General features: G+C 38.2%; 20 protein-coding genes. 17 read left to right on the forward strand and 3 right to left on the reverse strand.

The window, feature by feature from the left end; all coding sequences use genetic code 11:
- Nucleotides 1-9: 9 nt before the first annotated feature.
- The 6 genes from KUA57_RS06985 (at nt 10) to KUA57_RS07010 (ending at nt 6,518) form a co-directional block, all read left to right on the forward strand.
- Nucleotides 10-750 (forward strand): Stp1/IreP family PP2C-type Ser/Thr phosphatase, encoded by a 741-nt coding sequence (locus tag KUA57_RS06985; protein ID WP_218493933.1) that lies wholly within the window; start codon nt 10-12, stop codon nt 748-750.
- Nucleotides 747-2,660 (forward strand): Stk1 family PASTA domain-containing Ser/Thr kinase, encoded by a 1,914-nt coding sequence (gene pknB, locus KUA57_RS06990; protein ID WP_218493934.1) that lies wholly within the window; start codon nt 747-749, stop codon nt 2,658-2,660. Before KUA57_RS06985 ends, pknB begins: the two co-directional genes overlap by 4 nt.
- A gap of 88 nt (nt 2,661-2,748) precedes the next feature.
- Nucleotides 2,749-3,507 carry a threonine/serine exporter family protein gene (locus KUA57_RS06995; protein WP_218493935.1) on the forward strand — a complete coding sequence of 253 codons (759 nt, stop codon included), beginning with the start codon at nt 2,749-2,751 and terminating at the stop codon, nt 3,505-3,507.
- Nucleotide 3,508: 1 nt separating this feature from the next.
- Nucleotides 3,509-3,958 carry a threonine/serine exporter family protein gene (locus tag KUA57_RS07000; protein ID WP_218493936.1) on the forward strand — a complete coding sequence of 150 codons (450 nt, stop codon included), beginning with the start codon at nt 3,509-3,511 and terminating at the stop codon, nt 3,956-3,958.
- A gap of 113 nt (nt 3,959-4,071) precedes the next feature.
- Nucleotides 4,072-5,244, forward strand: coding sequence for a hydroxymethylglutaryl-CoA synthase (locus tag KUA57_RS07005; RefSeq protein ID WP_218493937.1), 1,173 nt, complete (start codon nt 4,072-4,074; stop codon nt 5,242-5,244).
- Nucleotides 5,244-6,518, forward strand: a complete 1,275-nt coding sequence (locus KUA57_RS07010; RefSeq protein WP_218493938.1) for a hydroxymethylglutaryl-CoA reductase, degradative — start codon at nt 5,244-5,246, stop codon at nt 6,516-6,518. The genes KUA57_RS07005 and KUA57_RS07010 overlap by 1 nt, the downstream gene beginning before the upstream one ends.
- Before the next feature lie 36 nt (nt 6,519-6,554).
- Here the strand turns inward: KUA57_RS07010 and KUA57_RS07015 are convergent, their stop codons facing one another.
- Both KUA57_RS07015 and KUA57_RS07020 read right to left on the reverse strand, forming a co-directional pair.
- The gene (locus tag KUA57_RS07015; protein WP_218493939.1) at nt 6,555-7,520 is read right to left on the reverse strand and encodes a LacI family DNA-binding transcriptional regulator; all 966 of its coding nucleotides are present in this window, start codon (nt 7,518-7,520) and stop codon (nt 6,555-6,557) included.
- On the reverse strand, nt 7,501-8,955 hold the full coding sequence (locus tag KUA57_RS07020) for a sucrose-6-phosphate hydrolase (RefSeq protein ID WP_218493940.1): 1,455 nt from the start codon (nt 8,953-8,955) through the stop codon (nt 7,501-7,503). The genes KUA57_RS07015 and KUA57_RS07020 overlap by 20 nt, the downstream gene beginning before the upstream one ends.
- Before the next feature lie 381 nt (nt 8,956-9,336).
- On the opposite strand from KUA57_RS07020, the gene KUA57_RS07025 reads away from it, so the two are divergent.
- Both KUA57_RS07025 and scrK read left to right on the forward strand, forming a co-directional pair.
- Nucleotides 9,337-11,223 (forward strand): sucrose-specific PTS transporter subunit IIBC, encoded by a 1,887-nt coding sequence (locus KUA57_RS07025; protein WP_218493941.1) that lies wholly within the window; start codon nt 9,337-9,339, stop codon nt 11,221-11,223.
- 149 nt (nt 11,224-11,372) lie between these two features.
- Entirely contained in the window at nt 11,373-12,260 is an 888-nt protein-coding gene (gene scrK / locus KUA57_RS07030) for a fructokinase ScrK (RefSeq protein ID WP_049492068.1), read from the forward strand.
- A 319-nt stretch (nt 12,261-12,579) separates the two neighbouring features.
- Here the strand turns inward: scrK and KUA57_RS07035 are convergent, their stop codons facing one another.
- A complete protein-coding gene (locus tag KUA57_RS07035) occupies nt 12,580-13,197 on the reverse strand; it encodes a TVP38/TMEM64 family protein (RefSeq protein ID WP_000076168.1) in 618 nt (205 codons plus the stop codon).
- Nucleotides 13,198-13,678: 481 nt separating this feature from the next.
- Here KUA57_RS07035 and KUA57_RS07040 point away from each other — a divergent pair, with 481 nt between their 5' ends.
- The 9 genes from KUA57_RS07040 (at nt 13,679) to KUA57_RS07080 (ending at nt 24,882) form a co-directional block, all read left to right on the forward strand.
- Nucleotides 13,679-13,894 (forward strand): hypothetical protein, encoded by a 216-nt coding sequence (locus KUA57_RS07040; protein ID WP_049516278.1) that lies wholly within the window; start codon nt 13,679-13,681, stop codon nt 13,892-13,894.
- Nucleotides 13,895-13,919: 25 nt separating this feature from the next.
- Nucleotides 13,920-14,681 (forward strand): DUF6261 family protein, encoded by a 762-nt coding sequence (locus KUA57_RS07045; RefSeq protein WP_218493942.1) that lies wholly within the window; start codon nt 13,920-13,922, stop codon nt 14,679-14,681.
- Nucleotides 14,682-14,828: 147 nt separating this feature from the next.
- Nucleotides 14,829-15,503: a DNA methyltransferase family protein gene (locus KUA57_RS07050; RefSeq protein WP_218493943.1), complete on the forward strand. Its 675-nt coding sequence runs from the start codon at nt 14,829-14,831 to the stop codon at nt 15,501-15,503.
- Nucleotides 15,504-15,509: 6 nt separating this feature from the next.
- Nucleotides 15,510-19,883, forward strand: coding sequence for an Eco57I restriction-modification methylase domain-containing protein (locus KUA57_RS07055; RefSeq protein WP_218493944.1), 4,374 nt, complete (start codon nt 15,510-15,512; stop codon nt 19,881-19,883).
- Nucleotides 19,884-19,948: 65 nt separating this feature from the next.
- Nucleotides 19,949-21,001: a hypothetical protein gene (locus tag KUA57_RS07060; RefSeq protein WP_218493945.1), complete on the forward strand. Its 1,053-nt coding sequence runs from the start codon at nt 19,949-19,951 to the stop codon at nt 20,999-21,001.
- Nucleotides 20,982-22,496, forward strand: a complete 1,515-nt coding sequence (locus KUA57_RS07065) for a hypothetical protein (protein ID WP_218493946.1) — start codon at nt 20,982-20,984, stop codon at nt 22,494-22,496. Before KUA57_RS07060 ends, KUA57_RS07065 begins: the two co-directional genes overlap by 20 nt.
- A 19-nt stretch (nt 22,497-22,515) precedes the next feature.
- Complete coding sequence (locus KUA57_RS09620) at nt 22,516-23,937, forward strand: coiled-coil domain-containing protein (RefSeq protein WP_250646331.1); 1,422 nt, start codon at nt 22,516-22,518, stop codon at nt 23,935-23,937.
- A gap of 194 nt (nt 23,938-24,131) precedes the next feature.
- Nucleotides 24,132-24,536: a YbgA family protein gene (locus KUA57_RS07075; RefSeq protein ID WP_218493947.1), complete on the forward strand. Its 405-nt coding sequence runs from the start codon at nt 24,132-24,134 to the stop codon at nt 24,534-24,536.
- Nucleotides 24,520-24,882 carry a TIGR02328 family protein gene (locus KUA57_RS07080; protein ID WP_218493948.1) on the forward strand — a complete coding sequence of 121 codons (363 nt, stop codon included), beginning with the start codon at nt 24,520-24,522 and terminating at the stop codon, nt 24,880-24,882. The genes KUA57_RS07075 and KUA57_RS07080 overlap by 17 nt, the downstream gene beginning before the upstream one ends.
- Nucleotides 24,883-25,089: the final 207 nt, after the last annotated feature.

Raw genomic sequence — 25,089 nt, forward strand, 5'->3', positions numbered from 1 at the left:
AACTGACATATGGAAATTTCAATATTAACGGATGTTGGTCAAAAACGAACAAATAACCAAGACTATGTCAACCACTACGTCAACAGAGCAGGTCGTACTATGATTATCTTAGCTGACGGGATGGGAGGACACCGTGCAGGAAATATCGCGAGTGAAATGGCGGTTACAGATTTAGGTATCGCTTGGGTAGATACCCAAATTGATACCATCAACGAGGTGCGTGAATGGTTTGCTAACAACCTTGAGATGGAAAATAAAAAGATTAACCAATTGGGGCAAGATGAAGCCTATAAAGGGATGGGAACAACTCTTGAGGCTGTAGCCATTATTGACAATCAGGCTATTTATGCCCACGTTGGGGATTCTCGTATCGGTTTAATTCGTGGAGAAGAATACCACCAGTTAACGAGCGACCATTCCTTGGTCAATGAATTGCTCAAGGCTGGCCAATTAACACCGGAAGAAGCGGCTAGCCACCCACAGAAAAATATTATTACCCAGTCAATCGGTCAAAAAGATGAAATTCAGCCTGATTTTGGAATGATTACTCTTGAGCCAGGAGACTATCTCCTACTTAATAGTGATGGATTAACAAATATGATTTCAGGAAGTGAAATCTATGATATTGTAACCAGCGATATTCCTTTGGCAGATAAGGCAGCAACCTTGATCCGTTTTGCCAACAATGCTGGTGGATTGGACAATATCACAGTTGCCCTTATTGCTATTAATGAGGAGGCAACAGAATGATCCAAATCGGCAAGATTTTTGCCGGGCGGTATCGAATTATCAAACAAATTGGTCGAGGAGGCATGGCAGATGTCTATTTGGCCAAGGATTTGATTTTGGACGGTGAAGAAGTGGCAGTGAAAGTCCTGAGGACCAACTACCAGACAGACCCGATTGCTGTGGCACGTTTCCAGCGAGAAGCAAGAGCCATGGCGGATCTGGACCATCCTCATATCGTTCGGATTACAGATATCGGTGAAGAAGAGGGACAACAGTATCTCGCGATGGAATATGTTGCTGGATTAGACCTCAAACGCTATATCAAGGAACATCACCCTCTTTCAAATGAAGAAGCGATTCGAATCATGGGACAAATCCTCTTGGCTATGCGCTTAGCCCATACTCGAGGAATTGTTCATAGAGATTTAAAACCGCAAAATATCCTTTTGACACCAGATGGGACTGCTAAGGTTACAGACTTTGGGATCGCAGTAGCCTTTGCTGAGACGAGTTTGACTCAGACCAACTCTATGCTGGGTTCGGTTCATTATTTATCGCCAGAGCAGGCGCGTGGTTCTAAAGCAACTGTACAGAGTGATATCTATGCTATGGGGATTATCTTCTATGAGATGCTGACAGGTCATATTCCTTACGATGGGGATAGTGCGGTGACCATCGCCCTCCAGCATTTCCAGAAGCCATTGCCATCGGTTATAGCTGAAAATCCATCTGTGCCTCAGGCTTTGGAGAATGTTGTTATCAAGGCAACTGCCAAGAAATTGACAGATCGCTACAAATCAGTCGCTGAAATGTATGTGGATTTGTCTAGTAGTTTGTCTTATAATCGTCGTAATGAACCAAAGCTAGTCTTTGACGATGCGACTAAGACGGATACCAAGACTCTTCCTAAAGTTCCACAAAGTACCTTGACTTCTATTCCTAAAGCTCCGGTACAAGAGGGAAGACCTCAACCTAAGCCCCAGCCTCATCAGACAGAAAAAACGGTACCTAGTCCAAAGCCAACCAAACGCCGTCGCATGAAAGCACGTTATCCAATTTTATTTGCGACCTTCTTGTTGGTTGTGGCATCCTTAGTATGGATTTTATATAGAACGCCTGCTACCATTGCCGTTCCAAAGGTGGCAGGTCAGACGGTTGCTGAGGCTAAAGAAGCGCTTAAGAAAGCCAATTTTGAGGTTGGTGAAGAAAAAACAGAGGCTAGTGATAAGGTTGAAGAAGGTCGTGTTATTCGTACCGATCCTGACGCTGGTACGACACGCAAAGAAGGAACAAAAATTAATTTGATTGTGTCTTCTGGTCAGCAATCCTTCCAACTTGGAAATTATCTTGGACGAAAATCTAGTGATGTAGTGGCAGAATTGAAAGGCAAGAAGGTTCCAGAAAATCTAATTAAGATTGAGGAAGAAGAATCCAACGAAATCGAAGCCGGCACAATCATGAAACAAAGTTTACCGGAGGGAACAACCTACGATCTTAGCAAGGCAACTCAAATAGTTTTGACAGTTGCTAAAAAAGTAAATTCGATTTCAATGCCAAGATATATTGGTTCAACTCGAGAATTTGCAGTTAATAATCTTACAGAGATATATGGAGTTAAAAAAGCTAATATCGAAGTTGTAGAAGTGTCTACTGCTCCTGAAGGAACAGCTGAGGAGACTGTTGTAGAGCAAAGTCCAAAACCGGGTGGAAAAATTGATTTAGCCAGCACACGTATTAAAATTTCGATTTATAAACCCAAAACACCACCATCAAGTTCCTCTTCAACGTCAGTTCAACGTGGTAACCAAGGTTCACCTACTACTCCAAATCAAGGGAATCAACAAGGTGGTCAGCAAGGAAATCAACAAGGAACGGTTCCTACTCCGACTCAACCAAATAGTGAAGGAAACCACGAAAATTCTCGTGATTAAACGAATCTTTGTCATGATTTCATGGCAAAGATTTTTTTTGACTCCAGATTTGTGATAGAATAGAAGGAGTTGATAAAAGGAGGAACGCATGGAAGAATCAAGAGAATTAAATGCCGTCATCGATGTGATTATGTTAGCTGGAACCATTCTTCTCAAAAGTGGCTCAGAGATTCATCGTGTAGAAGATACCATGATCCGAATTGCGCATTCGCAGGGGATTGTGGATTGCAATGTTCTTGCCATGCCTGCCGCTATCTTTTTCTCTATTGAAAATACCAATATTTCGCGTATGAAGCGCGTGACCTCCTCTTCTTATAACATCGAAAAAGTCTGCGATGTCAACCAGATTTCTCGTCAGTTGGTAGGTGGAAAGCTTGATTTAGAGACAGCCTTCAAGCAATTGACGGACTTGCAAGCCCAGCCCCTTCCTTATACTAAGTTGCAGGTAACTTTGGCTGCGACCTTTAGTGCTCCTTTCTTTTCAATTATGTTTAGTGGAAATATCTACGACGCACTTGGGGCAGGAGTGGCTACCTTATTTGGTTTTGCCTTTTCCCTCTATGTGGAGAAGTTTATCCGAATTCCCTTTGTGACAGCCTTTGCTGGAGCCTTTGTCTTTGGGATGATAGCCCAGTTTTGGGCTCGCTACACAGGTTTTCCCTCAACAGCAGATTTGATTATAGCTGGTGCGGTCATGCCGTTTGTACCAGGAATTGCCTTGACTAATGCGGTCCGTGATATTATGACCAACCACATAAACTCTGGTATGAGTAAGATGTTTGAATCCCTACTCATTACCCTTGCTTTAGGGGCGGGAACTTCTGTCGCCTTGGTATTGATGAATTAATATGACACTAACAACCTTTTTATTACAAGCAGTAGCAAGTCTTCTTGCTATTATCACTTTTTTAATCGTACTCAATGTTCAACGTTCTATGCTCTTGCCTGGAGGAATTTTGGGCATGGCTGTCTGGCTAATCTATCTCTTGCTCAAGGAACCAACCAATGTCATTGTAGCCACCTTCATTGCGGCCATTATTGGTTCTTGTGTCAGCCAGATTTTGAGTATTCTTTATAAGACCCCTGCTGTGGTCTTTATCTTAGCCATCTTGGCACCTCTGGTTCCGGGTTATCTTTCCTATCGGACAACTGCCTTTTTTGTGACAGGGGATTACAATCATGCCATTGCTAGTGCTACCTTGGTTGTCATGTTGGCTCTGGTAATCTCTATTGGAATGGCTAGTGGAACAGTAATTCTCAGATTTTATTCCTACTTAAGAAAACAGCGTAAAAGTTAGAATAATAAGAGACTTGATTTGGTGAATCAAGTCTTTTTTCTCTCTTTTACTGCTATTTGTGATAAAATAGTATAGAACGATTTTTTACAATGAATGATAAAACAGAGGTAAATATGACAATCGGTATTGATAAGATTGGTTTTGCGACCAGTCAATATGTCTTGAAATTACAAGACTTAGCAGAAGCGAGGGGAATTGACCCTGAAAAATTAAGCAAAGGACTCTTGCTCAAGGAATTGAGTATTGCACCCCTAACTGAGGATATTGTGACCTTGGCGGCGAGTGCAAGTGACTCTATTTTAACTGAGCAAGAAAGACAAGAAATTGATATGGTTATTGTGGCTACCGAGTCAGGAATTGACCAGAGTAAAGCTGCGGCCGTCTTTGTGCATGGTTTGCTGGGCATCCAGCCCTTTGCTCGTAGTTTCGAGATTAAAGAAGCTTGCTATGGAGCGACAGCTGCCCTTCATTATGCCAAATTGCATGTGGAAAATTCTCCAGAGTCCAAAGTCTTAGTCATCGCTAGTGACATTGCCAAGTACGGTATTGAAACTCCAGGAGAACCAACTCAGGGTGCTGGAAGTGTGGCTATGTTGATTACACAAAATCCACGTATTATGGCCTTTAATAATGACAATGTAGCTCAAACCCGTGATATCATGGATTTCTGGCGACCAAATTACTCGACAACTCCGTATGTAAATGGTGTTTATTCTACCCAACAATACTTGGATAGTTTGAAAACGACTTGGCTTGAATACCAAAAACGCTACCAGCTTACTTTGGATGATTTTGCGGCTGTTTGCTTCCACTTGCCTTACCCTAAATTAGCGCTAAAAGGCTTGAAAAAAATCATGGATAAGAGCCTGTCTCAAGAGAAAAAAGACCTCTTGCAAAAGCATTTTGACCAGTCTATTCTCTACAGTCAAAAGGTGGGGAATATCTACACAGGATCTCTCTTCCTCGGACTCTTGTCTCTATTGGAAAATACAGATAGCTTGAAGGCTGGGGATAAAATTGCCCTTTATAGTTACGGAAGTGGGGCTGTAGCTGAGTTCTTCAGTGGTGAATTGGTTGAAGGATATGAAGCTTATCTGGATAAAGACCGCTTGAACAAACTTGACCAACGAACTGCCTTATCCGTTGCAGACTATGAAAAGGTCTTCTTTGAGGAAGTAGACTTGGATGAAACAAACTCTGCCCAGTTTGCTGGCTATGAAAATCAAGATTTTGCCTTGGTTGAAATTGTGGACCACCAACGCCGTTATAGCAAGGTTGAAAAATAATGAAGATAAGTTGGAATGGATTTTCTAAAAAATCATACCAAGAGCGCCTCGAGCTGTTAAAAGCTCAGGCGCTCCTTAGTCCTGAGAGACAAGAGAGTTTGGAGCAGGATGAACAGATGAGTGTGACTGTGGCAGACCAGCTGAGTGAGAATGTAGTGGGAACTTTTTCTCTGCCTTATTCGCTGGTCCCAGAGGTTCTCGTTAACGGTCAGGAACACACAGTTCCCTATGTGACAGAAGAACCGTCCGTGGTTGCTGCGGCCAGCTATGCAAGTAAAATCATCAAGCGTACAGGAGGTTTTACCGCACAAGTCCATGAGCGTCAGATGATTGGGCAGGTGGCCCTTTATCAAGTTGCTGAACCAGATTTTGCCCAAGAGAAGATTGCCAGCAAGAAAGCAGAACTCTTGGAACTTGCCAATCAAGCTTATCCTTCCATTGTTAAACGCGGGGGTGGGGCGCGTGATTTGCATGTCGAGCAGATTAAAGGTGAAACAGACTTTCTCGTTATTTATCTCCATGTCGATACCCAAGAAGCCATGGGAGCTAATATGCTCAATACCATGCTGGAAGCCTTGAAACCAGTCTTAGAAGAACTCTGTCAGGGACAGAGTCTCATGGGAATCCTGTCCAACTACGCGACCGATTCTCTAGTGACAGCCAGCTGTCGCATCGCCTTTCGCTATTTGAGTCGCCAAAAGGATCAAGGACGAGAAATTGCGGAGAAGATAGCTTTAGCTAACCAGTTTGCGCAGGCTGATCCTTACCGAGCTGCTACTCACAATAAAGGGATTTTTAACGGCATTGATGCCATTTTGATTGCTACTGGTAATGATTGGCGTGCCATTGAAGCTGGAGCTCATGCTTTTGCCAGTCGAGATGGACGCTACCAAGGTCTTAGTCAATGGACGCTGGACCTTGAAAGAGAAGAATTGGTCGGTCGGATGACCTTGCCCATGCCTGTAGCGACCAAGGGTGGTTCTATCGGCCTCAACCCTCGTGTGGCCCTTAGTCACGAACTACTGGGAAATCCTTCTGCCAAAGAATTAGCTCAGATTATTGTTTCTATCGGGCTAGCCCAAAATTTTGCGGCACTGAAAGCTTTGGTAAGTACAGGAATCCAGCAAGGACACATGAAATTGCAGGCCAAATCCTTGGCTCTCCTTGCAGGTGCTAGTGAATCCGAGGTAGCTCCCCTAGTTGAGCGCCTCATTGCTGATAAAACATTTAACCTAGAGACAGCCCAGCGTTATCTAGAAAACCTAAGATCATAAAAAAACTCAGACGAATTGGTCTGAGTTTTCTTGTACTTAAATACTTTTTCCAGGTAATAGAGTAACTGGTAAGAAGTAGCCTGTTGTTGCGACTTCCTTGCCTTCAATCTTTTGCAAGAGAAGATCAACAGTGAGGCAGGCAATTTCTTCCAAAGGTTGCTTAATAGTAGCCAGTTGAGGGTAGTAATTCTCGATAAAGTAGGTCCCATCATAGCCAATGACCTTGAGATCTTCTGGGACAGAAATGCCCAGTTCTTGAGCGATTTTAATGACCAGAATAGCAGTCAAATCATCCGAAGCAAAGATGGCATCTGGTTTTTGACGAGTCAAGATATTCTTGATTTCCATTTCTTTTCTGACGGGCGAAAAGTCACTGGAAACATTGATAATAGGAGCTTTTGGGAGTACAGATGCAAAACCAGCGTGGCGTAGTCCAGTTGGAGAATTTGAATTGTCATTCCCTGTAATCATGATGATAGACTGGGCGCTTGTCTTAACCAAGGTCTGGGCAGCAAGGACCCCACCAGCATAGTTGTCAGAGGAGACGACAGGGATGTCTGGAGACAGGTTTCGGTCAAAGGAAATAATCGGCGCTGTCACGCGATTGTAGTCTTCGATTCCCAAGTTGTGACTACCAGAAATGATGCCGTCTACCTGATTGGCTTCCAACATTTCGATGTATTCGCGTTCCTTCTCAGAATCATGCTCACTGTTGCAGATGATGGTCTTATAACCATTTTTGAAGAGTTGGTGTTCCAGCTTATCAATTAATTCTGCATAGAAAACATTGGAAATATTGGGGAAAATCAAGCCGATTAACTTAGCTGATTTTCCTTGTAGACTGCGAGCTAGATTGTTGGGTTTATAGCCCAATTCCCGCATGGCTTCATTAACCTTTTGAATGGTTTTTTCAGAGAGATAACCTTTTTTGTTGATAACCCGAGAAACGGTAGTAGGACTGACTCCTGCAAGTTTGGCGACATCAGTTAGTTTTGCGACCATAATCTAATTCATAGTAAGTTCCAGTTGGGTTTCCAGATTTAATCAGGATACCATTTTGGTCCGCATGTGGGAAGACACGACCAGAAAATACTTTTTCTCCTTTATTGATGAAAATTTCAAAGACAGAGTTATCGATGAAAATCGTAGCAGTAGTAGCCTGGTTATCGATTGGGCAAGAACGAGTTGTACCAAATTCTTGGGCATACTGTTCTCCAGCCTGGCTACGATCTACTGTCACTTGACCATTTACAAGATCAAAGTTGATTGAAAGTCCCTTGCCTTCTTTATCAGCAAGTAAGACAATCTCGCTCTGACTATTAGGTTCTAAGTTAAGTTCAAGTTCGTAGCTATTATTGGTTTGGGAACGGTTTGAGAAGGCTTCTTCAGAAGCACGGAGATCCTTGATAGTCGCGACTGGGTATTGGTAGAGTTTGCCGTCTTTGATAGTGAGTTCCTTGACCAAAGAGAAGGTTCCTTGGTGGTCAAAACGGTCAGATGGGTAAGAAACATCTGGCAAACCAAGCCAGCTAACTGCTAGAGCACGTCCATCAGGAGCGTTGAAGGCTTGGGTAGCATAGGCTTCGAAACCATAATCCATGTTTTGAAGTTGAGACACATCTACCATTTTTGCATTTTCAGGGTCAAAGGAAACCCCAATTTTATACATATTTGGATAGATATTATCGTAGTCTAGAACATCTTTATCCAATCCTTGTGGGCAGTAGAGAAGGACAGGTTGCTCGCCTACAAAGACTAGATTTGGGCATTCCATCATGTAGGCAGTGCGGTCGTTAGCAAAGTCAAGGTCGCCAACATCTTGCCAGTTTGTGTAGTCGTTGTCCACAGCCTTGTAGAGACGGACGAAGCCTTTTTTCTCCAAGTCCTGTCCACCGACGATAGCATAATATTGACCTTTAAAGTTAAAAATTTGCGGATCACGGAAGTGGTCAGTAGAGTCTGCTGGCTGGTCAATCAAGATCTTGTCAATCTTCGTAATCTTGCCATCCTTATCCATCAAAGCACCGATCTGGTAAGGGTGACGGATCCAGTTTTCATCACGGACATTTCCTGTATAAAATAGGAACAAGTTATCGCCAAACTGCATGGCAGAACCAGAGTAAGCACCGTGGCTATCTAATGGAGTATCAGGCAAAACTTTGGCTCCGGTTTCTGTGAAGTGAACCAAATCATCGCTTTCTAATTGCACCCAAGATTTTAAACCGTGGGCTGCACCAAAAGGAAAGTTCTGATAAAAAACAATCCACTTTCCATCAAAGTAAGAAAAGCCATTTGGATCGTTGAGAAGTCCTGTTTTTGGCTCAACATGGTAATGAGTATGCCATGGAGATTGTGCCATATTTTCCTTAATATTTTGAATTTCTTCTTGCGTCCAATCTTGATAAAGTCTGTAACGACGCTCAGTAGTCCATTCCATTCATTCATTCCTCCAAAAATCTTATCACTTTTAATAGTAACCGTTTTCGGTAAAAAATGCAAGCCTTTTATGTTAAAAAAGAGAAAAAACTGTCAAACGTTTGTCATAAAATAAATGCAGGAAATCAATCGAATTTTCACGAAAATATGAAAGATAATGAAATGAAACCCTTTTTAACCAAGATTTTAAACTTATTTTTTTAAGGAAAACCTGATAAAACAGTCAAAATCAATCAATCTAAAGCATGCTTACTAAGTGGATAGAATATTTTTTCTGCAAAACGCTTGACATATTTCTAAAACATGATAAAATAAAAGTCGTAGGGCGAATAAAATCGCTTTCAAACAGTTTACAAAATTTTATATAAGGAGATTTTTGCAAATGAACAATCAGGAAATTGCAAAAAAAGTCATCGATGCCTTGGGCGGACGTGAAAATGTCAGCAGTGTTGCCCACTGTGCGACTCGTCTTCGTGTCATGGTCAAAGATGAAGGAAAAATTAATAAAGAAGTGATTGAGAACTTGGATAAAGTTCAAGGTGCTTTCTTTAACTCAGGTCAATACCAAATCATCTTTGGTACAGGTACAGTTAACAAGATGTACGATGAAGTTGTTGCACTTGGCTTGCCAACATCATCTAAAGATGACATGAAAGCGGAAGCTGCGAAACAAGGGAACTGGTTCCAACGTGCTATTCGTACTTTCGGTGACGTTTTCGTTCCAATCATCCCAGTTATCGTAGCGACAGGTCTCTTCATGGGTGTGCGTGGTCTCTTGACTGCTCTTGGAATGACACTTCCAGCTGATGTGACAACTTACACGCAAATCTTGACAGATACAGCCTTTATCATCTTGCCAGGTTTGGTTGTGTGGTCAACCTTCCGTGTATTCGGTGGAAATCCAGCCGTTGGTATCGTTCTTGGTATGATGCTTGTTTCTGACTCGCTTCCAAACGCTTGGGCAGTCGCTTCAGGTGGTGAAGTAACAGCTATGAACTTCTTTGGTTTCATCCCTGTTGTTGGTTTGCAAGGTTCTGTTCTTCCAGCCTTCATCATCGGGGTTGTCGGAGCTAAATTTGAAAAAGCTGTCCGCAAGGTTGTTCCAGATGTCATTGACCTCTTGGTAACGCCATTTGTTACACTTTTGGTCATGTCTATCCTTGGACTCTTTGTCATTGGACCGGTCTTCCACGTCGTTGAAAACTACATCCTTATCGCTACAAAAGCGATCCTCAGCTTGCCATTTGGTCTTGGTGGTTTCTTGATCGGTGGGGTTCACCAATTGATTGTCGTGTCAGGTGTGCACCACATTTTCAACTTGCTTGAAGTTCAATTGCTTGCTGCTGACCATGCTAACCCATTCAACGCGATCATCACAGCTGCTATGACAGCTCAAGGTGCTGCGACTGTTGCGGTTGGTGTTAAAACTAAAAATCCAAAACTAAAAACACTTGCTTTCCCAGCTGCTCTTTCTGCCTTCCTAGGTATTACAGAGCCTGCTATTTTCGGGGTTAACTTGCGTTTCCGTAAACCATTCTTCCTTTCATTGATTGCTGGTGCAATCGGTGGTGGATTGGCTTCTATCCTTGGACTTGCAGGTACTGGTAATGGTATCACCGTCATCCCTGGTACAATGCTTTACATCGGTAACGGACAACTTGCACAATACCTTCTTATGGTAGCTGTATCATTCGTTCTTGGTTTCGCTCTTACTTATATGTTTGGTTATGAGGATGAAAAAGAAGTTGCTACTGAAGTAGAGACAGAACGTTTGGTCCAAGAAGAAACAACTGGTAACATTCCAGCAACTCTTCAAAATGAAACACTTGTAACTCCTATCGTTGGTGACGTTGTTGCTCTTGCTGATGTTAATGACCCAGTATTCTCAAGTGGAGCTATGGGACAAGGTATCGCTGTGAAACCTAGCCAAGGTGTGGTATATGCACCAGCTGATGCTGAAGTTTCAATTGCCTTTCCAACAGGACACGCTTTTGGTTTGAAAACAACTGATGGTGCTGAAGTTTTGATCCACGTTGGTATTGACACTGTATCTATGAATGGTGAAGGTTTTGAAGCAAAAGTTGCTCAAGGTGACAAGGTGAAAGCTGGCGATGTTCTTGGAACATTTGACTCAAACAAAATCGCTGCAGCTGGACTTGATGATACAACAATGGTTATCGTTACAAATACAGCTGACTACGCTTCAGTAGCTCCAGTCGCAACAGGTTCAGTTGCGAAGGGGGATGCTGTGATCGAAGTGAAAATCTAATCAATCCTCTCTAATGTGAAAACGAACAAATGACATGTTTGTTCGTTTTTGCTTGAATGGTAAGATTTACAGAGGAAAATCTAAAAAATTGAGAAACTTAGATTTTTAAAATATGCTATAATAAAGAAAATAAAAACAAGAGGTTTATCATGACAAAATTATATGGAAGCTTGGAAGCGGGCGGTACAAAGTTTGTCTGTGCTGTCGGTGATGAAAACTTTAACGTTGTAGAAAAAACACAATTTCCAACAACAACTCCAATCGAAACAATCGATAAAACCATTGAGTTCTTCTCAAAATTCGATAACCTTGCTGGTCTTGCAGTTGGTTCATTTGGTCCCATTGATATTGACAAAAACTCAAAAACTTATGGTTTTATCACAACGACTCCAAAACCAAACTGGGCAAATGTGGACTTGCTTGGTGCCCTTCGTCGCGCCCTCAACGTGCCAATGTACTTCACAACAGACGTAAACAGCTCTGCTTATGGTGAAGTGGTTGCCCGTAACAATGCTGGTGGTCGTATCGAAAACTTGGTTTACTACACAATCGGTACAGGTATCGGTGCAGGTGTTATCCAACGTGGTGAGTTTATCGGCGGTGTGGGTCACCCTGAGATGGGTCATTATTATGTTGCTAGACACCCAATGGATATTGAAAAAGAGTTTAAGGGTGTTTGTCCTTTCCATAAAGGATGTCTGGAAGGCTATGCAGCTGGTCCAAGTTTGGAAGCTCGTACAGGTGTTCGTGGGGAAAACATTGAACTCAACAACCCTGTTTGGGATGTTCAAGCCTACTATATCGCTCAAGCCGCGGTTAATGCGACAGTGACTTTCCGACCAGACGTGATTGTCTTTGGTGGAGGGGTCATGGCTCAACAACACATGCTGGATCGTGTCCGTGAGAAATTTACAGCTCTTCTCAATGGTTACCTACCAGTGCCAGATGTGCGTGAGTACATCGTCACTCCAGCAGTCGCAGGAAATGGTTCTGCTACTCTTGGAAACTTTGTTCTTGCAAAAGAAGTTTCAAAATAAAGCACAAAATCCGCTTGGGAAACCAAACGGATTTTGTAGTTGAAAACAATATTTTTGAGCTTTTCCTTAAGTGATTACGGACGGTAGCGACTTTCTTCGAAATTCCATACCTAAACTTTGAGCCTAATGTCTCAAAGTTTCCGAACACCTGAAACCATTAGATTTCAGGTGTTTCTATCACGGCGGAAAGGCTAGGTAAGTCCTCGCCTCACTATCGAAAAATAGGTATGATTTTCATACCAAAGTATATTTAGTATCAAGCTATAGTCAATCTACGTTCTAAAAATCCGCTTGGGAAACCAAACGGATTTTTTACATGTCAAAGCATTTGCCAGAAAAAGTCGATAATATAGGTCAGACCGTAGGTATAAACCACGAGGGTAAAGGGCTTGGTCAGAATGATGATAGTCATATAGCGCTTGAAGCTCATCTTGGTCAGGGCAGCCAGCATACAGAGAAAGTCAGCTGGACTAATGGGCCAAATCATCATAAAGATAAAGAAACGGTCAAAACGATTGCCCTTATCCAACCAGCCGATATACTTGTCATAGGTACGCTTGCTGACGACAGACTGGACAAAGGCAGCTCCGTAGAGGCGCACCAGATAAAAGATAATGGCACAGCCAATCACAATCCCGATATAGTTGTAGATAGTCCCGATGATGTGGCCGTAGATAAAGACCCCAGCAACCGATGTCAAGGCTCCAGGAATGATAGGAACGACAGTCTGTAAAATCTGTAAAAAGATAAAGAGAGGTGGCCCCCAGATGCCTGCCTGCTGGATAAAGGCAGAGAGGGTTTCCTTAGACTGTAAAATCCCAGCCTGATAAGCCCAAATACAGAAAATCAAACTCCCAACCCCGCCGACAATCGATGAGATGTTGATAACTTGCTGCAGAAGGGGAGAAACAGCTTTCATTTGTTTATCCTGTGACATGTAAACTCCTCGTAGATAGTATAGTTCTACTATACCATATTTTGGAGGAGAAAGGGGGGATGAGTGTTTTTGATAAGAAATAGATGGGAATACAGGTCTTCGAGACTTAGAATAGGTTCGTTTACTAAAGTTTATATGCATTCTAAGTCTCGAATTATCGTAATTCCATAAATTTAAAAGTATTCTAAGCTTCGAATAGCTTATCTACGAAAGTTTTGAGGTCTTCTAGCTTTTGAATAGTCATCTTCCCTAAAGTTTATATGTATTCTAAAGCTAGAAGAGTTAAAATCTATAAATAGTAAGAGTCTCTATCTGACAGAGGGAATGTTTGTCTAGTCAGATAGGGATTTTTTAATTTGGAAATATCTGATTTGTCCTGAAAAGTACATTTTAGATGGAAATAATGACAGTTGAGCGGATGAAGGTCAAAATGGTTTGGAGAACTGTTAGAATGGATGTATCAACTTAAAGGAGAAAATTGATGAAGAAAGTTAAAGATGATGAGGAGAGTATGCTATCGACACTTCCTTTATGGGGGCTTCTATTTTTGGTCTGTGCATTGTTTCAAGTCTTTGTATTTAAGGATAGACCTTTGGTTCAACCTCCTAGACAAGGAAGCATTGTAAAAACAGATCAAAAACAGGTCTATCTTCCAGAACTAATCCAGTCTTGGTTTGATAGAGAAGATAATAAATGATTCGTTAAATAGAAAGGATATCATCATGACAAAAACATACGCTATTCGCCCTCTTAGTTACAGCAACTTTACCAACCGTGAGTTTGAAATCCTGATGATGGATACTCATCAAATTTTGCTCACTTTCTCTAAGGCAAACAAGGATGAAGCTATGTATGCCAAACATTTGGAACCCTTCAAAACCAAGCTGGATGATTTTCAAGCTCAACTTGCAGTGGTGGAAACGAAAGAGTCTAGTAATCTGACAGAAGTTGATCGCAATCGTGATAGTGCCTTGGTCGGTCTCTTTACCCTTCATAGAGGATTTGCTAAGATTAAGGATGTTAAGCTCAAAGAAGCTCATGAAACTCTGAAACCAGTCTTTGCCAAGTACAAGGATATCACTAAGCACAGTAACGATGTGGAAACGGCAGAAATCAAGAGCCTGCTCAAAACGCTTAGTGAAACACCCTATCATGAGGCAGTGACCAGTCTAGGACTGACCCCTATGCTGACAGCGGTAGTCAATGCTCAAGAGGAATATGACCAAGTGGAAAGTAAGGCGCGTGCTTCTAAGTCTGCCAAGGAAGTTGGCAAGACTAGACAACTCCGTACCGAACTTTCAACTAGCTACGACCTCTTTATGCGCTATACCGCAGCCAGTGCAGAAGCTTATCCTGAAAAGGAACACCTGACTCAACTCCTCAAGGAACTCAATAGCATCCGAGATAGCAAACGCCGTCTCATCACTAGTAGTAAGAAAGATAAAAAGACCAAACCAGCAGAACCAGCCCAAGCAGCAGGATAAAGACAACCCCTTAGAAGCGGATTTCTAAGGGGGATTTTTGTGGTTTCGTGGTATAATATAAGAAAATAGTAGATGAGATGAAATTTATTTTCAATATGTACATTCAAATGTAAATAAAATCGGGTTGATTAAAGAATGGGGAGAGTCATGGAAGAAAATATTATTAAAACGAAAGAGAGAGTACAGAAACATGGGGAGGTTTTTACACCTTCTTGGATGGTACAAAAAATGCTAGATACTACTGGGATAAGGGAAAAAACAGAAGATATCTATGCAACTTTTCTAGAACCATCAGCAGGTGATGGGAATTTTTTAGAGGCAATACTTGAACGAAAACTCTCTGCTGTAACTAAGAATTATCATAATAAAAATTGGGAAACTAAATCTTTATTTGCTTTATCATCAATCTATGGAATTGAATACCTTGAAGATAACCTTGAAGTTGCTAGAGCAAGAATGTTTTTGCATTATCTTAATTGGGCTGAGAAAGTATTTGGAGAAAGATTGAGCAGTAGAAGTGATCTGTATAAATCAGCCCATTACTTAATTACTAAAAATATTGTTAGAGGGAATACATTGACAAAAAGACATCCTGATACAGATGAGCCTATCATATTTAATGAGTGGAAACGTAAAAAAGGTTATCCTAGTTTGGTTGAAAAAGTTCCTTTTGCATTTGCTGAATTATTTGGTGAAGATATAGCTGATAATAGAAAAGTAGTTGAAGGACAACTAAGCTTATTTGAAATGACTGAAGAAAACACACAAAGTAAAGAAATCCGTCAAGTAAGGATTAAAAAAGTTTATACCTTGGGAGAATAAAATTTTATGATTTCAAATTTTAATTTTTTAAAAGTAGATATAGATACAGCGGAACTTTTTTCAACCATAAATATGGCTGAACTAAATTATACTCAAGAAGACTATGAAGGTGTACTCACGAAAGTTCGCAAAGTTGCTGAAAATACCGTAAATTTATATGCAGATCGAGTATATATTGAATTACCTAAGCATTCAACATTTCACGATAAATTACAAATGTTAAAACAACGTATCGGGAATAAGACAATAGTTGATGCTTTTTTTGAGGTTAAAGGTCATGGTAATAATGCTGCTCACGAATTAAATCCGAAAGACGCCAACAAAGAAAATGCACTAAAGTCATTAGAACTAGTTTATATGATTTTAGTTTGGTTTGTAACAGAATATGTTGACGATGAGATCAAGGTTTCGCTATATGATAAATTTTTAGAACCTGAAGCTCAAGAAAGGTACCAAACTGCAGAGCGTAAATTCATTTATGTACAAACTGTAAATAATAAATCTGGCTTATTTCCTGCCTATGAAGGAGCTCAAAAGGTCGGTGAGGGAACTGTGTCTTCTGATGATGTTGAAACTGACTGGACTCCAAATAGTGAATTTTTACGTGAGATTGCACCCAAACGAATCAAACAATATATGACAACCTCAGGTCTTCCTTTTGAAATTGGGTGGGTTGAATTAGCATATAAAAAATCAACAAAAACATGGTTTCATGATCATGAAGTTCATGAGGTCCTTAAGCGTTCAGGAGTTAAGCATCCTAAAAATTTAGAAGGAAATGAATGGTTTAAGACCGACCTTGAAACAGCAAAAGAAGCAATTAAAGCTGTAAAAGAGGGGAAGGCATATATTAGTGAGAAACCTGCTGAGTATGTAACAGATTCAACAAATATTATACTTAGACCAGAACAAAATGCGGCTGTAGAAAAGACGCAGAAAACCTTTAAGAAAAAGAATCGTATGTTATGGAATGCCAAAATGCGATTTGGTAAGACACTAACTTCCCTACAATTAATCAGAAATGAGAAATTTAAGAAGGTTCTTATCATGACTCATCGCCCAGTTGTAAGCGATTCTTGGTTTGAAGACTTTAACAAGATGGGCTTAGTAGATGATGGTTATCTATATGGTTCAGTTGATAAGGGAGAAAAACTTTCAACACTAAAAAAGGGAGATAATCCATTTATTTATTTTGCTTCTATTCAACTTCTTCGCTATAAAGGTGCTCAAACTAATCTTCCAGACTTTGTCGATATAGATTGGGATTTAATTATTATTGATGAAGCTCATGAAGGTACACAAACAGATCTTAGCGATATAGTTATGAAAGCGCTAGTTAAAGAAGATCATACAAAAATTTTAGAATTATCTGGAACACCTTTTAATATTTTAGATCAATTCGATCCTGAACAAGTCTATACATGGGACTATGTCATGGAACAGCAAGCTAAGCTGAGATGGGACTTAGAAAAACCTGATCAACCGAATCCATATGAACAACTTCCAGAGGTACTTATGTATACCTTTGATATGAAACAAAAAGAAAAATTCACAGATGAAAATAAAGCTTTTAACTTCCGTGAATTCTTTAAGTTTGATGATAGAGGTGAACTTGTTTATAAAGATGATGTAAAACGGTTTTTGGATAATATTACGAATCCTGATAGTGAGACCAATTATCCATTTTCAACAAAAGAGTATCGTGAAGAACTACGTCATACCCTTTGGCTTATGCCAGGTGTTAAAGAAGCAAATGCTTTTGAAAAACTTTTAAAAGAACATCCAGTATTTGGGGTTGATTATGAGATTGTTAATGTAGTCAGAAATGATAAAAGTGATAATATTTTAGATAGTTCAGATGATGATCTTGCAAAAGTTCGTAACGCAATAACAGATGATCCGTCTAGGACAAAGACGATTACTTTAACTGTTCGTAAATTAACAACAGGGGTTAATGTTCCAGAGTGGACAGCCGTTATGTTTCTTTCAAATACAAGTAGCTCAATGAATTATTTACAGGCTGCTTTTCGTGCGCAGACTCCATTCTCTCATGAAAAATTAGGTATGAAGAAACGTTGTTACATCTTTGATTTTGCTCCTGATCGTGCTTTGACAGTAATGGCTGAAAGTGCTCAAATTAACTCAGGTGTTGGTAAGAAAAATACTCAACAACAGAAACAAGCGATGTCAAATTTGCTTAACTTTTTACCAATTTTGGGTAAAGCTGATAATGGTATGCAACCTTTTGATGTTGATCGTATGCTAACGCAGATAAAGAAAGTCTATGCTGAAAAAGCTGTTCGATCTGGATTTGAAGATGACAGCCTTTATAATGATAATCTTTTGACACTTACTTCTGATGATGCTGAACGTTTTAATAAATTAAATGCTATTGTTGGAAAAACACAAAAACAAAAAACCACTACCAAGGTGACAGTTAATAATAATGGTCTAACCAATGAAGATTATGATAAAGCAGAACGTGCTAAGAAAAAACTTCCTCGAGAGCGTAGTCAAGAGGAAAAAGAGGCAATAGAGAAACTAAAAGAGGCCCGAAAACAACAAAAGACTATGATTTCTATCTTACGTGGTGTTTCTATTCGTATTCCGATGATGATTTATGGAATGGATGTTGATTTAAGTAAAGATATCACTATCGAAGACTTCATCAAAGAAGTTGATGATGAATCTTGGAAAGAATTTATGCCTTCTGGTTTCACTAAGGGAATGTTTAAGGAAATCACTAAGTATTATGATGCAGAGGTCTTTATTGAAGCAGGTCGAATCATTCGTCAACGAGCTAAATATTTTGATAGTCTTGATTTTATTGAACGTGCCGAAGAAATTGCAACCTTATTTGGTAGCTTCAAGAATCCCGATAAGGAAACTGTTTTGACACCATGGCGAGTGGTCAATATGCAAATTTCAAAAGGTATTGGTGGCCTTAATTTCTATGATGATAACTTTGAGTCAATGATAGATGGCGCTAAGCCAAATCTCCATTGGGTTGAAACAGATGTTACTAATAATGTTTACCATCCAGAGACTAAAATTATTGATATTAATGCTAAGACAGGCCTCTATCCTTTGCATGCTGCTATGAGTCTCTATTATCAATATGTACAAAATAATGATGATAATAAATTTGATGCTGATAGTGTCTATCGTGGAATCCTAGAAAACAATATTTATGCCATTGCAAAAACACCAATGGCTAAGACCATTACAGAAAGAACTTTAACAGGCTATAAGAAATATAAGACCAATGTAGCCTATATCGAAAACTTCTCAGATACATTGAAATCAAGTATTGACGAAGGAAAAAAACAAGTAGAGGAGACTTTTGAAAAAGTGAAATTTGATGTTGTGATTGGGAATCCTCCGTATCAGGAAGAAACGATTGGTGAAAATTCAACCTTTGCACCACCAATTTATCATAGATTCATGGATTTGGCTTATGAAGTCGCAGATAAGGCAGTTTTGATTACCCCTGCTCGATTTTTATTTAATGCAGGAAGTACACCAAAAATCTGGAATAAGAAAATGTTGGAAGATGAGCATCTAAAAGTTGTTTACTTTGAGCAAAATTCAGCGAATGTCTTTCCAAATACTGATATAAAAGGCGGTGTTGCGGTCACTTATCGTAATGCTAAAGAAAAGTTTGGAGCTATTGAGATATTTACAGCATTTGAGAGCCTTAATAGTATTCTTCATAAAGTTATTCCTTTAACTAAAAGGACTTTGGACAGTATTATTAGTGGACGTGGAGTATACAAGTTATCTGATAAAGCTCTTTCCGATCACCCAGAAATAGAAGATATACAGTCCAAAGGTCATAAGTTTGATGTGGGATCTGGTGCATTTAAAATATTGGCTGATTTGATCTACTTTGATGAAAAACAATCTGAAAATGATGTACACATTCTTGGTTTGGAAAATCAGAATCGTACCTATAAATGGATAAGAATGGATTACCTCAATCCACCCGAAAGTTTTTATAAATATAAGATATTCTTTCCGCAGGCTAATGGAAGCGGTGTGATTGGAGAAGTGCTTTCTACACCCCTAATCGGGAGGCCTCTGATTGGAGCTACAGAAACTTTTTTGTCTATCGGTGGTTTTGATACTAAACAAGAGGCAGAGGCTTGTCTTAAGTATATTAAAACAAAATTTGCTCGAGTTATGTTGGGGGTATTAAAGATAACTCAAGCTACTACAAGAGATAAATGGAAAAATGTTCCTTTGCAAGACTTTGCATCTAATTCAGATATTGATTGGTCAAAATCAATTGCAGAAATTGATCAGCAATTGTATCGAAAATATGATCTGAGTGCAGAAGAAATTATGTTCATTGAAGAAAATGTAAAAGAAATGGGGTAAGATTATTGATTATGTCAGTAATTAGATAGTTAGTTTGTTAACCCCAAAAAATATTAGGAGTAGTGATGGAACTTATTTTATGTGATATTCAGGTGATTAATCGAGATAAAAAGCTTACTCAATCAAAAGAAATTCCAGCTGAATTCGAGGATTATTTGCAGCAAATTTTTAATACAATAACTGGTAATAAAGTAGTAAAAGAGTATGAACCACGAAGTGAGGATTCATTCGTTTTAAAAAATATAAGGCAAATTCTTTTTAGTCAAGTTGTTGAAGAAAAAACCAAAAAATATTTTACGGATATTGCTCAAAGGTTACTAATCAAGGAGATAGAAGCACAACAACAAGTCAATAAATTGAATATTGAAGTACAAGTAGGTTCACTAATTCAGGCCATCTTTTATGATGATAAATTAGAGAAATATTTATATCTACTAGCAAAAGTTGAGCATACTAGTTTTGTGAACGATGAAGATTATTCTTTTCAAACTGGTTTTCAAAAAGAACTAAAGAAAGTTTATAAGTCATGTATCTATCTGATCGATGGCTCAACATATGATGTTGAGGGTGTGAAAATTTATCTTGATAATGTAGCTAAATATTGGTTTGATGATTTTTTAGAACTTCAAGAAAAAACATCTGATGAAATAAATACAGGGCGAGCTTTTAAATCGATTGATTCATACTTAAATAGAACAATGAAAAAAAAGCACCCTGAAGATAGAAGTATTATCCGCAATGCATTTATTAGTTATTTTAGGACTAACAAATTAATCAATTTTGAAGAGATGATTTCTACAATCTTTGATGATTATAAATCAGTTTCTCTTGAGAATGATGAACAAGAACGAATTCGCAAACATCTATTAACCCTGCCCTCTCAAAAAGGTTTTGATAGTTTGTTTACGGTGTCTTTATCTGCTTTGAAAGCTAGAATTAGAGCAACCTACGATCTTTATCCTGGAATAAAATTAAGAGTAGAAGATAACATAGAAAAAATTAAGTCATTTGAAAACGAAGAAGGTATACATTATATTATGGTAGAGACTACCAATAATGATGTATACAACTCTTTTGATAAATATAAAGGACGGATAGATGAATCCAGAATTACTTAGCATTTTTAATTGTAGGGATCATAGGAGTAGATTTGAGGCAAGTATAAGCCTATCTGATAAGAAGGAATTCAAAAAATTTCCATTTTTTTCTCAAATTTTGGATAATATATCTCCCCGAGATGAAGGGGAATTCACTTTTGAAAATGAGAATGATGATATCTTTGTTTTTAAAAAAGAGACCAAGGAATATGAGTTTAATGACTATATTAATTCATCTGAAACTCTTAATATCTCTCTTATAATTGATAAAAAAATTATTGATAGTAAACAATCTATTTATTACTGGGATTCTTTTCTAGAACATTTAATAGAAAAACCATTGGTAGAAACATTTTCTTATTTCCATAAATTATTTTCAAGTGGTGATAAAATAATTCAATTTGAAATTTTAGATCCCAATATAAAAGAATTTTATTTACATACAAAATCTATTTACTTTCGTTCTTTTTATAATAAATCTTTCGAAATTTTTAATAGAGCGGATCGACTATTTAAAGTAAAGAACACGACTTCATTTTATAATCAGGATAAATTTGAACTTTTACCAGATGATTTTCATGTTACTGAAACAAATTTAGCTGAAGAGAGTATTGCCCGTCTGAAAGAATATTTTAGTAGGATAGAGATGATTTTAGGAGCAATTTATATTGCGACTTCATCAGAAATAAAAGAAGATATCCTGTTTTACCAATTAAATGATATTGGTCAAACACTAAAAGTGAATTTAAATGATAAGCTAGAATACAACCCTACAATTTTCGAGATTTATAATTGGATTTACAATACTGATAACTATATTGATAAATCATCTATTGCTCGTTCTGTTTTTGAATATTTATGTATGGATATTTTTAATTCTAATTCTAATAATAATGTGATTCGAGATCTTCAAAAATCTTATAATATCTATATTAAAGAAAAAGTGAATATTTATTTGGATGCTAAGAAAGACTTATCAGAGTATATTATTGAATCTATTTCTAAATTAAAAAATTATACAAATACCATTTTGGAAACTTTTCTTAAAAATCTGTATGCAATAATAGGTTTCTTTTTTTCAGTTATTTTGGCAAATGCAATATCAGATAGAGAATTAGATAAAATTTTTACAAAAGATATCCTAATAATAATTGTTATTGCTTTGATTGGTTCAATCATTTTTTGGCTTATATCAAATTTGAAATTTAGAAACGATTTGAAAAATTTTAAAGAACTATTTGATGTTTTGAAAAAAAATTATGAGGATGTCTTGCTTGAGAGAGAAATAGAAAATATCTTTAATAGTATTCAACTTGATTATGAAATTGAGAAAGTTAAAAATTTTAAAAGAATAATAAATTGGACATGGGGAGTTCTGTTGGGAGTTTCTCTACTAATTACTACTACTGCACTATTAAATAGTTTTGTTCCTAATATCAAATTTATAGACTTTTATCAGGTTGCTAAACAACAATTCTGGAAAATTCTTATTCATTCATTTACGTTTTTTATATAGTCCATAGAAAGGAAGAGAAATGTTACTTTTTTCTACAATTTTAAAGATTGATAAGTCGTTGACTAAAGATGCTTTTTTGAATTTAGTGATTGAATGGAATCAAGGAAGTCCACATGAAGATAATGTTATACGTAATTTGAAGTGGGATGGATCCTATAATCAAAAATTTGGTGATGAAACAATCTCTCTTGAATTTAAAGAATACAGAAATGAAGAAATCGTAGCTGTAAGATATGTAAAAAAATTAGATGATGGTATCATTTGGAAAACAGATTATATCATGAACTTTAAGGACTATAAGATGTCAATCATGTTAGATCGTAGTTTTACAGAAGATGCTATTGGTGTCGATCCTTCATTTACAACTCCATTATTTATTAAATTATTGATTGAGAAAGGATACGTTGTAAATGATAATGATCTTCCTGTACTAATGACTCCCCACCTGATTGACCGTGAAAACGCAAGTATTTTGACCGCTGTCATAAATGGTAAAAAGTTCTATGATTTACCGGTTGTTTATGTATCAAAAACATTCTCAAACAATATCCCTATTGATGTCGATAAATTAGCTTATGCTCTTAAAGGAGTAGCACATATTTTTGTTCAAGGAGATCTTGGAACAAATACTTTTATTCGAGAGCAATGTAATAGCACTAACGAGTATAATGGGGCAATTGGAATCTATTATCAATCAGATGTAGTGAAACATAAGAGGTTTCTAAATCATGAATATTTTGATCCAATTATAACTAGACAAAACATTGTAAAAGCGATTATAAATTTTACAAATCAGCAAAGCATTGATCCTTTGTATACTTGGGATGGCGTACTAACTTCTTTACTTCGAGATCGTTTTGAAAGTCAAAAATCTAAACGTACAAAAGCTGAGAGAACCAAAGAGGAGACAGAAGAACTCCTAGATAGTTTTAGTAATGATTTTGATGCGTTAACGGAAGAAAATGGTCGTTTACGTAGTAGTATTTCTGATCTGGAACAAGAGCTAGCCTATTATAGAGATATTTTCAATAATAAACAAGCTAGTGATAGTAGTTTTATATCAAGTGGAACTGAGAAGGAGCTCTTTCAAGGTGAGAAAAAGGAATTTGTTTTGTCAGTTCTGAGTGATTCCTTACAGAATATCCAAGATGAAACTCGTAAGAAACATATTATTCAAGATATTATCCAACAGAATGATAGTGAGAATATCCTCAATCACAAGAGAGACAAGATTAAACGACTATTGACAAACTACAGTGGTTTGAATGGAAAATTAAAGCAAGAATTGAAACAACTGGGATTTACCGTTACAGAGGATGGGAAATATTATAAACTAACATATTTTGATGATAACCGTTATACTATTACCATGGCAAAAACACCAAGTGATGGAAGAGCTGGTAAAAATAATGTTTCGGAAATAAATAAGAAAGTCTTTTAGAATTAAAGTCATTTTGTATATTATTAAGAATTTCCCCTAACCAGAAGCCGATGCTGAACTCAAAAAGTTTTTGAAAGAGTTTAAAGGATGATGGGAGTAATTGATTCGCTCATATTCCGCTCATAATTCGCTCATTTTTAAGATATAACTTTGTTTCCATATTTCCGGGGAACTAGTAGAAAGTAAGGAGAAATATGGAAAATAACAACCAACGTGCCCTTTGCCAGCAACTCTGGGCGAGAAACAAATACCTCGTTTTGAGCTATTCTAGCAATATTTACAATGAGATTCGCCAGTATCTCAAGAATGAAGAGGTGGAGGTGAGTCATGTTCAAGAGATGATTGACCGTGCCTGCCAGATTCCAGAACACAGGGGTCAGGTTTGCAATGCCTTTCAGCATATTTGGGGCTATTTCAAAAAGAAAGCGACAGATGCTGAGCGCAAGGACTATATGCTCTTGCTGGATCGTTACCGCTTTGGTCAGGCTTCTAAGGAAGACTTGATCACTAAGACTCGAGATTTGCTTGATTGCTATCCAAATACCTACTTGCAACATTCGACTTTACTGAAAGGAGATTGTCATGAGACTTTGGCATGAGGCTTTGATTTCACAGCTTCCTCGTCCTCAACTTTTGGGGCAGCATCGAGAATGCTGCGCTCTTCGTGGCAACGGTTGGGGCAGAAAGCATTCGACGGTTGACTACGTCTTTACCCACTCGCCCTATCGTCTCTATGCCTATCATGACTTGATTATGGAGGAGATGGGTAAACGAGGCTTTAAGGTCAGTCCAGAGTGGCTGGACAAGAACTACCGAGGTAAGACCTGCCCTCCTTATCAAGACTTAGCAGAGGAAAAATTGACCAGTCCTATATACAGCGAACATGACGATGCCTACTATGAGGAGTGTCTGGACAATCTCCGAGAGAAGGGGATTGACTTATAGTCTTTTCTAATAACAAGTCATAGTCACTTATAAGAATTACTAATAACACGTTTGAATCGTCTAACTAAAATACAGCTATAAAGCAAGCTACACAAAGGATTTGAGGCATGTGTCTCAAGTCTTTTTCTTTTGTCTAAAACGGAGATATAGTTTCAAACTATATCAAAGCCTAATTTTTTACAATTATACAGACGCTTTCTTTTCTGT

This window comes from Streptococcus vulneris (assembly GCF_019218685.1).
In the GTDB taxonomy this organism is placed as follows: domain Bacteria; phylum Bacillota; class Bacilli; order Lactobacillales; family Streptococcaceae; genus Streptococcus; species Streptococcus vulneris.